The organism is Paraburkholderia rhizosphaerae (genome assembly GCF_004366595.1).
In the GTDB taxonomy this organism is placed as follows: Bacteria; Pseudomonadota; Gammaproteobacteria; order Burkholderiales; family Burkholderiaceae; genus Paraburkholderia; species Paraburkholderia rhizosphaerae.
Genome location: NZ_SORE01000001.1, coordinates 265,214 through 277,292, shown reverse-complemented (window position 1 = coordinate 277,292; position 12,079 = coordinate 265,214). Strand labels below are relative to the sequence as shown.

Here is a 12,079-nt window from a genome sequence, read left to right as displayed (position 1 = left end):
ATCCGGTCTTTCGCTTCCGGATCGACTCGGGCGTCTTCGTCAACGTCACTCTGTCGCCGCGCCGCCATGATCAGATCGCTAAAAACCCAACTCGTGCTGGCGCTATGCGCGGTCGTCAGTGTGGTCGGCATTGTCCAGGGCATCAGTTCCTATCAGTTATCCAAAGCGGGCATGAGCGCGCTGCTCGATTTACGTCTCGAGCAGGTCGCGTACCGGCTTCGCGGCGGTCTGGGCGATGCGATTCCAGAGATTGCGGCGCGCGGTTCGCAGCCGGTCCGCGACATCCTGATCACCATCTGGCGCGACGATCTCGAAACGCCATACCGCTCCACCGAACCTTCATTGCCGCTGCCGCGGGACGCACAGGGCGGCTTCAGTTCGCAGATCGTGAACGGCGAGCAATGGCGTATCTATACGTTGCGCGAACCGCCACGGGTCATCCAGGTTGCGCAGCGCTCGGCAGTGCGTCACGAACTGGTGCAGCAAGCCGCGGTGAAAACGCTATGGCCGATCCTCGTGCTGGTGCCACTGGTTTGTGCGGCTGTGATGCTGGTCGTGCGCTTTTCGTTTCTTCAGTTGAACCGGCTCGGTTCCGAAGTACAGGCGATCGACGCCGCGCACCTGCAAGCACTGCCTACGCGTGGCGTACCGATCGAACTGCGCCCGTTTATCGATTCGATCAACCGGATGATCGAACGCCTCGCGCGATCGATCGAGACGGAGCGGAAGTTTATTTCCGATGCCGCGCACGAACTGCGCACGCCGCTCACCGCGCTGCAATTGCAGGCGGACAACCTGCAGCGCGATATCGTGCAGGGCAATCAGGAGCGGTTTCAGGAACTGCGCCGCGGCATCGCGCGCAGCGGCAGCATGATCGCGCAAATGTTGCGCCTCGCGCGGGCTGATGCGTCGCTGCAGACCGATGTGGTCACGCTGGTTGACGTATCGGATGTCGTGGTCGACGCGGTGGCCGAAGTGTTGCCGATCGCGATGGAACGCAACATCGATATCGGCGCGGAGGAAATGGCGAGTGCGAAAGTGCGGGCGATCGAAGCGGATCTTGGCATTGCGATCCGCAACCTCGTCAGCAATGCGATCCGCTATACGCCGGACGGCGGCAAAGTCGACTTGCGCACCGAAGTGCGCGGCAACATGGTATGGATCGAAGTGATCGACACGGGGCCGGGCATTGCGGAAGACCTTTTACCGCGCGTATTCGATCGCTTCTTTCGCGCGAATGCGGATATTGAAGGCAGCGGTCTCGGCCTGTCGATCGTCAAGGCGATCGTGGCCAAGTATGGCGGCACCGCATCGCTCAGGAATCGCGACGACGGCCGATCGGGAATCGTTGCATCGATCGGCTTCAGAATCGCGGTGTAGCCGCATAGCCGCCTGCCGCTTGGCTGGATAGCGCTCATTCGCCGCTCATTTTCCGCACGTACGATTGACCTGTCTCCCGAGGACAGGCCCGCGATACGTGACGCTGCCCGCTGATACGAATCTCTGGCCCCTCTGATTCTGGCTCGGCGATCGGCGTTGGCCAGAATCATTCGCCGGCCGCATGCGGTCGGCTTTTTTTTGCGCTTTTGCGCGAAACGCCGCGCGCCGTGACTCACTACAATGCAATGCAATGCAATCCGACTCATGGTGAACGCAAAGACGTGAGCGTGCGCCATTTCCGTTGTCCTGAACGCTCTCGAGTCGGCTATTATTCCGATACCCGGCGTCGCTACCCCCTGCTCCTCCTGGTCTTCCTCCGCACGCGCCGGCGGGGCTACGGCCTGATATGAAAACCGCTCTGCCGAGCGGTTTTCATGTTCATTGCGCCGCAGATCGAACACTACATATTCGTTGTCTGACACGAAATCATGCGAGTGCTACTGATTGAAGACGACCTGCAAATTGGACAAAGCCTGCTGCGCGCGCTAAAGGATGCGGATTACAGCGTCGATTGGGTGCGCGACGGTATAGCCGGCTGCACGGCGATCGAGGCGGCGGAATACACCGTCGTGCTGCTCGATCTTGGCTTACCGGGAATGAGCGGCATTGAACTGCTGAAAAGCTGCCGCACGAAAGGGAACCCGGTCCCGGTGCTGATCCTCACCGCGCGCGACGATCTCGACGCCCGCGTGCAAGGGCTCGATCTCGGCGCTGACGACTACATGCTCAAACCGTTTCAGGTACCCGAACTGCTCGCGAGAATCCGCGCGGTGATCAGGCGCAAGGCGGGCTACGCGGTATCGCGTCTGGGTGACGACACGCTAAGCCTCGATCTCGACAAACGCACGCTGTGCTGCAATGGCGTGACGTCCGTGCTGTCGGCCCGCGAATTCGCGTTAATGCTGGCGTTTCTCGAGCGGCCCGGTACGATACTGTCTCGCGAGCAACTCGAAGACCGGCTGTACGGCTGGGGCAAAGAGGTGGAAAGTAACGCGGTCGACGTGCTGATCCACTCGGTGCGCAAGAAGTTCGGCGTGACGGTCATACGCAATGTGCGCGGACTCGGCTGGACGGTCATGCTAAACGACGCCGCCGCAAAAAACTGAATGCGCCTGAAACAACGCGGCGTCGCTTGCGGCACGTTAGCGCGCCTACTGCCCGGCGAACGAACTGATCGTGCGCGCAAGCCCGGCCGGGTATTGATACATCATCGCGTGGCCGCCCGCCTCTACAACCAGCAAACGCGCGTTCGGCAGCAACTGCTTTAACGCTTCCGCGTTCTTCTGCAGCACGACAGTATCTTCGTTGCCGCTCATCACGAGCGTCGGAATACGTACCGCGCGTAGCGCTTGCGCGGCTTGATCATTCGCTTCCCAATCGCGCAGCGCGTCGGTTTGTCCGGCGGTGACCGCAGCGGAAATTCTGTGCTTGCCGTAGTCCGCCGGTGTGAACATATCCTGCTTGAAGCAGCGCGACGCTTCGTCGACGTCCGCTGCCGGAAACAGCACGCCCATCACATCGTGCAATGTGACACCGGGCTTGCCGGACAACATCGCTTCGACCTGCGGCGAGACCGGCGTACCGGAGCTGCCGGGCGCCGGCGCGCTGAGCAGCACCAGCTTGCCGATCGAAGCGGGCGAGTCGATGGCCAACTGCTGAACGATCGCGCCGCCCATCGACCAGCCGGCAACTGTCGGCTGCTGCAGATGCAGCGCATCGATCAGTGCCGCTGTGTCGCGTGCCATGTCTTCGATCGAGAAGGTGCTTGCATTCGGTTCAGAACGGCCCACGCCGCGATTGTCGAAGACGATCACATCATGCTGCTTCGCAAGCTCGGTGAGAAAGGCCGCATCCCATTCGGTCAGCGTCGCGCGAAAACCCGTGACCAGCACGAGCGGGCTGCCATTGCCTAACCTGTAGTAAGCGATCTGACCGCGCGGCGTGTCCGCGATCTGCTCGCGAGCCTGCGCTGCGATGCCGGTTGGTGGATTGTTCGTCTTGCACATGGGTTCCGGTGAATAGCGTTGAGTCTCGGCGCGCGCGGCGATCGCGGTCAGTCCGCAAAGCGAAACGACAAGCCCGGTGGCCATTTTTCGACGAATATTCATGAGATGCCTTCGCACGCAAGAAGATGAATCGAGCGGTTCAAATCAACCGTCGACGATTCTATCGACCGTCAATGAGCCGTGGGTTAAATCGTGCGACGGCGAGTGCGATGCGACAGCGCGATAGGCGAAAGTCAGGGCTTGCACGTCATCTTGAAGTCGATATCGGACTCGGCGGTGATCTGGAAACCGAGCCGTTCGTACAGACGCATCGCCGGGTTGCGTCGAAGCACACGAAGCGACACCGTGACGCCGGCTTCACGCGCTTCGGCGAGTACCGCGCGGATCACACCTCCACCGATGCCACGGCCCTGATAGCCGGGCAGGATCTGTATCTGCTGAAGGCGCCAGTCGTCTTCCGACCGAATGAGCTTGATCAGACCGATGCGCTGCGCATCGCAACAGATGATCCGCGCAGTCTCGAAGTTCGCCAGCATGCGCAGCCGATGCGACTCGTCATCGACCGGTTCGCCGGCGCGCACGAGATGCTCGGTCATCGTGAGCTTGCGTAGCTCCAGCAGAAACACTTCGTCGTCTCGCGTCGCGGCGCGCAAGCGAATGGCATCGTTCATTGTGTTTGTTCGGTTCGTCTGCGTGGGAGGACGATCGCCTGCATCGTAATTCATCTGTGAGGATTGGGTCGTCGGTTCAAATGCGATTCACGAAGGTGAGAAGATTCGGGATCACCTGAGCGACGAACCTGCTGGTGCTCGAGGCGGTCCGCCGAACCCGGCAGCGGACCGCGAACCGCCTGCGCGAACAACGTCTACGTGAAATCAACCGAAGATCGGCAGCGTGCCCAGCACCGCAAAGCCGATCACCGCACCGGCGACCGCGCCCAGCACACGCGCGGGATACGCATGAATCCGCAGCAGTGCGGTAGCTGCCGCGCCGATTCCGACCATACCGCTTACCGCGAACACGGCGAACAGCACGAAGAGACTGACCCAATAAGCGAAAGCGAAGGTTTCGACCATGATGGACCTCAATACAGTGAATGGATGAGCAGGTGGGTGAGTGTTGCAACCGGTTATGGGTGGCTATACAGGTTGCCGAGGACCGGACGATCATCCCAGCGCGTATCGATCGTGATCACGCGCTTGCTGGTCGCGCTGCTTGCGGCGGTCGACGGACCATAGGATGTGTCTTTGCCTGCGGCCGCGCGGTCTGCCGCGTGGCTCGCGGCATAAGTCGTCGCCGCGTCGGGCGCGGCATCCGGGTAATGCGTGCTGCTTTGCGGGTACTGGCCGTTGCGCACGGCGGCGAACAGTTCGGCGCGAACCTGCGCACGCGAGGCAGGCGCGGTATCCGCAGCATGGCTGACAAGTGGCATTGCGATGAACGATGCGACGACGAGGACCTGGCTAAGACGTTTCATGATGAGCTAACTCCCGATGGGTTACCGTTGTCGACGGCATGGACGAACTTTAGGGTTCTCCATGTGCCACGTGAATCGCAGGCCGGATCAGCAAACCGCTCATTCGACTCATCGCGAGGCGCGCCCGACCTGCAAGGGCGGCAGAGCGCTTGCGCCGCCGCGCCGTGCAGTGCAGTGCAGTCAGCGCATTGCGACCCCGCACGGGTCCTTTCGAATACCTGTCTCCCGTTTGTTCTCACCTTTGCGCGGAAAGCAGGGGCCGCCGCGCTGCTTCACCTGCATCCAGGCATTTGTGCGCATCGGGACAAGTCCGGCGAATTTCCTCCACCTACGCTTGCGATCGTGCGATGCAAAGAGGCGTACATGGGGTGTGCCGTTGACATCTGCCGCTCACGGAGTCTTGCGATGCATACCGAAGTTATCGACTACGGGCAGGGCCGCCTGCGCGCGGCCGCCACGCGCGCGGGTTGGCGCGAAGTCGTTATCGGCGTGGTTTGTCTGCTGGTGCTGCTGATGTCCGGCCGCGCGATGGCCGCGGGGACTGCCACGCCCGCCGAGTGCAACGCGCTCCAGGCAAAGTACCCGCAGCTCAAGGGCAAGACGCTCACCAACGCGATCAACCCGCATACGCCGGGTTACGAAGCACTCGACCCGAACGATCCGAGCAAGTACGTTGGCTTCGATATCGACCTGGGCGAAGCGATCGGCGATTGCCTCGGCTTCAAGATGGCCTACAAGCCGGTTACGTTCGCCGCGCTGCTGACGACGTTGCAAAGCGGTCAGGCCGACATCGTGATCTCCGACATCTACGCAACCGAGGAGCGCGCGAAGGCGGCGGACTTCATCACGTATTCGAAGGTGTTCGACGGTGTGCTGGTCGCGAAAGGCAACCCGAAGAAGATCACCGGTATCAATCCGTCGATGTGCGGGGCGACGGCCGCGGAGAACACCGGCTATGTCGAAATCCCGCTGATCAACAATCTCGCGCCGGCATGCAAGGCCGCGGGCAAGCCCGAGCCGACCGTGCAGCTGTACGACAACAACGCGAACTGTATTCAGGCGATTCTGGCGGGCCGCGCGGACACGTACATCAACGATGTGAATACCGTCGATCAGGCGGTGAAGGCATACCCGGACAAGCTCGAAAAGGCGAGCGCGGTGACGCTGCCGTATTCGGTCGGGATCGGCGTGCCGAAGAACCAGCCTGAGTTCCGCGCAGCGGTGATGGCGGCGCTCGTCGCGCTGCAGAAGTCCGGGGCGCAGGCACAACTGCTGAAGAAGTGGTCGCTGCCGTCGGAAAACCTCGAAGCGCCGAAGCTTATCGTCTCGAACTGAACGCGGCTGACCGATGGATCTGTTTCTGCACTACCTGAGTTTGCCGTATCTGCTGCGCGGGATCGGCTTCACGATTGCGGTGACCGCGCTCGGGCTCGCTGGCGGTTTGCTGGTGGGCGTCGTGCTGGCCGCGATGCAGTTGAGCAAGGTCGGCCCGCTGGCGGTCATCGCGCGTGGCTACACCGTGATCTTTCGCGGTACACCGCTGATCTTGCAACTGGTGTTCGCGTACGACGCGCTGCCTCATATCGGACTCAAGCTGAGCGCGCTGGGCGCGGCGGGTCTCGCGCTCGCGGCGAACGAAGGGCCGTTTATCGCGGAGATTCTGCGGGCTGGCGTGCTTGGCGTCGATCGCGGCCAACTGCTCGCGGGGCAGGCGCTCGGCATGACACCTGCCGTGCTGCTGCGCCGCGTGATTTCGCCGCAAGCGATCCGCACGATTGTGCCGGCGCTCGGCAACGAGTCCGTCAGTGCGTTGAAGAACTCGTCGCTCGCATCGGTGATCGCGGTCGACGAGCTGACGTTGCGCAGCACGCAGCTCGCGTCGTCGACGTTCGATTTCTTTTCGATCTTCTTCGCCTCGGGTTTGATGTACCTGGTGCTGACCGGCGCGATCGCGATGATTCAGCTGATGGCCGAGGCCGCACTCGATCTCGATCGGACTCCGTCGGACCGTTTCGCGCGGTTCCTGCCCTGGCGACGGGCCGCGCGTGCGGAGAATGACGCGGGGCAGTCGAACCACGGTCGTGCCGGCGATGAAGCTGCGATCGCCGCCGTGCAATCGGCGGAAAACGGGCAAACGACAACGTCGACAACGGACTCGCAGACGTCGTCGCGAGGCCCATTGCGCGTCGTCGGCGCGCCGCGTCCCGATCGCGCGAAACGCTATGCGGAACTGGCGCAAAGGCCGGCCGCGGTACGCGTGATGGGGCTGCACAAACGCTACGGCAAGCAGACCGTACTCGATCGCTTCGATCTGACCGTGCAGTCCGGTGAGGTGATCGCGCTGCTTGGCCCGAGCGGTTCGGGCAAGAGCACGCTGCTGCGCTGTATCAACCATCTGGAGCAATGGGACGCCGGCCAGATTCATGTTGGTGGACGCAGGCTCGGTTACCGCGAGGACGGCCGCCCGATGAATGCGCGCGACATCGCGAACGAGCGCGCGAGCGTGGGCGTCGGCATGGTGTTCCAGCAGTTCAATCTGTTTAGCCATTTGAGCGCGCGCGAGAATATTGCCGGTCCGTTGCGCTGGGTACACGGGATGAATGCTGCCGCTGCGGATCGCCGTGCATACGAGCTGCTCGACCGCGTTGGCTTGAGCCATCGCGCCGACGCGCTGCCGCGTCATCTATCGGGCGGTCAGCAGCAGCGTGTTGCGATTGCGCGGGCGCTCGCGCCGAATCCGCGCGTTTTGCTGCTCGACGAGCCGACCTCGGCGCTTGACCCGGAACTCGTCGGCGAAGTGCTCGAGGTGATCCGGCGCCTTGCGCTCGAAGATGGCCTGACCATGATTATTTCGACCCACCAGTTGCGCTTTGCCGATCAGGTCGCCGACCGGGTGGTGTTCATGAGCGGCGGCAATGTCGTCGAAGAAGGGCCCGCGCATGAACTGCTAACGCGCCCGCGTCATCCGCTGACGACGCGCTTCCTCAACGTGATGGGCGCCGACACGCGTTTCGAAGTCGCGCCCTGAGCCGCAACCGAATCCGCATTGCCCGGCGCCGGCTGCGTCGGGTTCCTCACGACACGAGGTTCGACACCGATGAAGCACCACACCCTCCCCGTATCGACGAAAACGATTCATTGGGGTTATTTCAGCAAGCAGGTGGCGCCCGCGCTGACGGTGCGCTCCGGCGACCGCGTGACGATCGAGACGCTCACGCATCACGCGAACGACGACCACGAACGGATGGTTGCCGGCGACCCGGCCGCCGAAAGTGTGTTCCACTGGACCCGCGAGCACAAGGCGGTGCCGCGTCGTGGCGCGGGCCCGACCGAAGGGCCATTCAAGCTCGGTTCCGGCGAAGGAGTCGGTGTGCATCTGCTGACCGGACCGGTGGCGATCGAAGGCGCTGAGGCGGGCGACGTGCTCGAAGTCCGCATTCTCGATGTGCGTCCGCGTCCGAGTTGCAACGCATGCTATGCGGGGCGCTGCTTCGGGTCGAACGTCGCGGCGTCGTGGGGCTTTCAGTATCGCGATCTGATCGAGGAACCGAAGCCGCGCGAAGTCGTGACGATCTTCGAACTCGACACCACCGGCGAACCGCACGCGCGCGCGGTCTACAACTACGTCTGGACGCCGCAGACCGACCCGGACGGCGTGGTGCACGCGATGATCGACTATCCGGGCGTGAAAGTCGACCACACGCTCGTGCGCAAGCGCGAGAACATTTTGCCGAACATCAAGGTGCCCGCAAGGCTACACTTCGGCACGATGGGGCTCGCGCCCGCCGAAGCGGACTACGTGAGCTCGATACCGCCGGGCTATACCGGCGGCAATATGGACGACTGGCGGATCGGCAAGGGCGCGCGCATGTACTACCCGGTCGCGGTGGACGGCGCGTATTTCTCGGTCGGCGATCCGCACGCGGCGCAAGGCGACAGCGAACTCGGCGGCACCGCGATCGAATGCTCGCTGACCGGCGATTTCGAATTCGTGCTGCACAAGAAAAACGATCTGGGCGGCACGACGCTCGAAGGGCTCACGCATCCGATGCTCGAAACCGATGAGCTGTGGTCCGTGTACGGATTCACGTTCGCGAACTATCTCGCTGAACTGGGCCCGAACGCGCAGCTCGAAGTGGCGCAGCATGCGAGCCTCGATAAAGCGATGCGCGACGCGTTCCGAAAGCTGCGCCGCTTTCTGATGACGGTGCACCGGATGAGTGAGGATGAAGCGATTGCATTGATGTCGGTGGCGGCGGACTTCGGCGTGACGCAGGTGGTCGACGGCAATTGGGGCGTGCATGGGTCAATCCGGAAGAACGTGTTTGCCGCGCGTTGAGCGTTGAGTTGGATTCGCTGACGCGTTGATGGAACGCAGCTGACGCGGTGCTTACATGTATTGCGCCAGCACAGTGCACATGCGCGACGCTGGCGCAGGCATGCACGCGCTTATGCTCATCAAAAGGGCATCGCTTGTTGTTCGTGCAACCTGTCGATACTCGGCGGTGCGTCCGCTCTCATGCGCCGCGCATCGGCGGTCGTGTCTTTCCCCGTCGGTGGCACAAAGGTTGCCTTGGATTGCCGTATAACGCGTCCGGCACTGTGCGAGGAAACCGACCGAACCGGTTCTGGGCGTTGCTGTGCGACGCTCCCGCGTCGCGTGTCACGACCCGGGAGTCCCTCGTTGGAATCGCTGCGCTTCACGACCGAATCCTATCCACAAGCGGAGCGGCTGCGCGCGTGGCGTGCTGCGCTCGATCGGCTCGGCCTGCGCAGCAGTGGCGGCGCGTTGCACGGCACGCGCGCGCTGCACGGCACGATCGAATCGCGGACGTCGATCGGCGGCTTTTCGCTCAGTGTCCTCACCTCGGGCGCGCAGACGCTCGAACTAAAGACGTCTGCTGCCGATAGTCTGCAAATCGTGCTTACGGTCGACGGCGCCGCGACGCTCGTCGTCGATGGCCGGCGCGAAGCGGTGGCGGTGCACGACATCGTCTACTTGCCGTCGCGCGAGCACGCGTCGCTGGTGTTTCCGACAGACTTTCGCGTCTTTATCGTGCGTGTGCCGCGCGCGGCGATCGGCTCACGCCTGTTCGCCTCGTCGTCGATGCGCGCCGGGAGAATCGCCGCGGACGCAGGCATCGGACACGTGTTTTCAGGGTTTCTCGCGTCGATTGCGGAGAGTGTCGACACGTTGTCCATTAGCGAGCTGCGTCCGCTCGAGCTTGCGCTCGCGGAATTTCTCGTCGCGTGTCTCGCGGGTCATCAGCACGAAGCGAGTATCAGCGGGTTGACCGCGTCGCAGGCGGCGATCTTCACGCGGGTGTGCCGCACGATCGACGAACGGCTCGGCGATTCGCATATCAGCCTCGCTGCAATCGCGCAGCAAGCGGGCGTGTCGTCGCGCTATCTGCAGAAGCTGTTCGAAACGGTGGGGCAGAGCTTTTCCGCGTATCTGCGGCAGCGGCGGCTCGAGCGTTGTCGCGCGGAGCTTGTCGATCCGCTCTACGAAAGGATGTCCATTTCGGATATCTGCTTTCGCTGGGGCTTTAACGATCCCGCGCATTTCAGCCGTTCATTTCGCGAGCAGTATCAAATGTCGCCACGCGTGTTTCGCCATGAAGCGAGTCTTGAACTCGCGCGGCATCTGGTGCGGCGCATGTCACGCGGTGTGCCGTTGAATGCGGAATCGTCGCTTGCGCAGACGGCGCCGGCTGTACCGCGCGAGTCTGCGCCGGCCGAAGACGCTTTTGCGTCGGCAATACCGCTTGATGCAGCGCGCGAAACGAATGGAGCCGACGACGACACGATTGTCGTCCGTCCACCCGCACAGACGCGTTTAGAGCCGGCCAAAAGCACAAGTGCCGGACGACGGCCGGCAAGGCCGCGACATCATCTATTGCGCGCAACCGCGAACACTGTGCACTGGGGCTATTTCTCTCACGACCTGAAAGCAGTGCTCGAAGTGGACAGCGGCGACACCGTCACGATCGAGACGCTCACGCAACACGCATCCGACGACTGGGCGCGTATGGTGGCCGGCGACCCCGGCGCGGAAAGCGTGTTTCACTGGACGGCCGAGCGCAAGAACGTGGACCGGCGCGGCGCCGGCCCGCTCAACGCATCGATCTACGGGCGCGGTGCGGGCGAAGGCTTCGGCGTGCATATCTGCACGGGCCCGGTTGCGGTTCGCGGCGCGGAAGTGGGCGACGTGCTCGAAGTCAGGATTCTCGACGTGCATCCACGCCGCTGCGCGAATCCGCATTTCGCGGGCCGCGCATTTGGCAGCAACGCGGCGGCATGGTGGGGCTTTCACTATCGCGAACTGCTGACCGAGCCGAAGCCGCGCGAAGTGATCACGATCTATGAGCTCGACGCCGAATTGCCGGAGCACGGCGCGTCGTTTGCGCGTGCCGTCTACAACTATCGCTGGACGCCGCAGCGCGATCCGTTTGGCGTTGTGCATCCGACAATCGATTATCCGGGTGTGCCGGTCGATCATGCGACGGTCGTCGAGAATCACAACGTGTTGAAGAACGTACGCATTCCCGTGCGGCCGCACTTTGGCCTGATTGCGGTCGCCCCGCAGCAAGACGGCCTGATCGATTCGATTCCGCCGTCCGCATTCGGCGGCAACCTCGATAACTGGCGCGTCGCACGCGGCGCGAGTGTGTATCTGACCGTCGGCGTGCCTGGCGCATTGCTATCGATTGGCGATCCGCACGCATCGCAGGGCGATTCGGAGCTATGCGGCACCGCGATCGAATGCTCGCTGACCGGTGATTTCCAGTTGATCCTGCACAAGAAGGCGACGCTTGCCGGGCAACCGTTCGCGGACCTTACGTATCCACTCGTCGAAACTGCGGACGAATGGGTACTGCATGGATTCAGTCACCCTAACTATCTGGCGGAGTTCGGATCGCATGCGCAGAGCAAGGTGTACGAGAAATCGACGCTCGATCTGGCGATGCGCGATGCGTTCATCAAGACGAGAAGGTTTCTGATGACCACCAAAGGGCTAAGCGAAGACGAAGCGATTTCGCTGATGTCGGTCGCGGTGGATTTTGGCGTAACGCAGGTGGTGGATGGAAATTGGGGTGTGCACGCGATCATTCGCAAGTCGATGTTTATCGACGGTGATTAGCGCGACCGCGCC

9 protein-coding genes and 1 pseudogene are annotated in these 12,079 nt (G+C 62.6%); 6 read left to right on the top strand and 4 right to left on the bottom strand.

Annotation, left to right across the window (positions count from 1 at the left end):
• Positions 1-66 precede the first annotated feature (66 nt).
• Together BX592_RS01150 and BX592_RS01145 are read left to right on the top strand one after the other, a co-directional pair.
• Positions 67-1,380 carry a sensor histidine kinase gene (locus BX592_RS01150; protein WP_134189797.1) on the top strand — a complete coding sequence of 438 codons (1,314 nt, stop codon included), beginning with the start codon at positions 67-69 and terminating at the stop codon, positions 1,378-1,380.
• A 488-nt stretch (positions 1,381-1,868) separates the two neighbouring features.
• Positions 1,869-2,546 (top strand): response regulator transcription factor, encoded by a 678-nt coding sequence (locus BX592_RS01145; RefSeq protein ID WP_134189796.1) that lies wholly within the window; start codon positions 1,869-1,871, stop codon positions 2,544-2,546.
• A gap of 45 nt (positions 2,547-2,591) precedes the next feature.
• On the opposite strand, the gene BX592_RS01140 is transcribed toward BX592_RS01145, so the two are convergent.
• The 4 genes from BX592_RS01140 to BX592_RS01125 all read right to left on the bottom strand — a co-directional run bounded on the left by BX592_RS01140 (position 2,592) and on the right by BX592_RS01125 (position 4,923).
• On the bottom strand, positions 2,592-3,548 hold the full coding sequence (locus BX592_RS01140; RefSeq protein ID WP_243849234.1) for an alpha/beta fold hydrolase: 957 nt from the start codon (positions 3,546-3,548) through the stop codon (positions 2,592-2,594).
• 131 nt (positions 3,549-3,679) lie between these two features.
• Positions 3,680-4,117: a GNAT family N-acetyltransferase gene (locus BX592_RS01135; RefSeq protein WP_134189795.1), complete on the bottom strand. Its 438-nt coding sequence runs from the start codon at positions 4,115-4,117 to the stop codon at positions 3,680-3,682.
• Between the two features lie 204 nt (positions 4,118-4,321).
• Positions 4,322-4,522 carry a hypothetical protein gene (locus tag BX592_RS01130; RefSeq protein ID WP_134189794.1) on the bottom strand — a complete coding sequence of 67 codons (201 nt, stop codon included), beginning with the start codon at positions 4,520-4,522 and terminating at the stop codon, positions 4,322-4,324.
• A 53-nt stretch (positions 4,523-4,575) separates the two neighbouring features.
• A complete protein-coding gene (locus tag BX592_RS01125; protein ID WP_134189793.1) occupies positions 4,576-4,923 on the bottom strand; it encodes a DUF4148 domain-containing protein in 348 nt (115 codons plus the stop codon).
• Between the two features lie 405 nt (positions 4,924-5,328).
• Here BX592_RS01125 and BX592_RS01120 point away from each other — a divergent pair, with 405 nt between their 5' ends.
• The 4 genes and pseudogenes from BX592_RS01120 to BX592_RS01105 all read left to right on the top strand — a co-directional run bounded on the left by BX592_RS01120 (position 5,329) and on the right by BX592_RS01105 (position 12,067).
• Entirely contained in the window at positions 5,329-6,258 is a 930-nt protein-coding gene (locus tag BX592_RS01120; protein WP_134189792.1) for an ABC transporter substrate-binding protein, read from the top strand.
• A gap of 13 nt (positions 6,259-6,271) precedes the next feature.
• Positions 6,272-7,951 carry an amino acid ABC transporter permease/ATP-binding protein gene (locus BX592_RS01115; protein WP_134189791.1) on the top strand — a complete coding sequence of 560 codons (1,680 nt, stop codon included), beginning with the start codon at positions 6,272-6,274 and terminating at the stop codon, positions 7,949-7,951.
• Positions 7,952-8,005: 54 nt separating this feature from the next.
• Positions 8,006-9,262 (top strand): annotated as a pseudogene (locus BX592_RS01110) (acetamidase/formamidase family protein); the annotation flags it as partial.
• A 345-nt stretch (positions 9,263-9,607) separates the two neighbouring features.
• Positions 9,608-12,067, top strand: a complete 2,460-nt coding sequence (locus BX592_RS01105; protein ID WP_134189789.1) for an acetamidase/formamidase family protein — start codon at positions 9,608-9,610, stop codon at positions 12,065-12,067.
• Positions 12,068-12,079 lie beyond the last annotated feature (12 nt).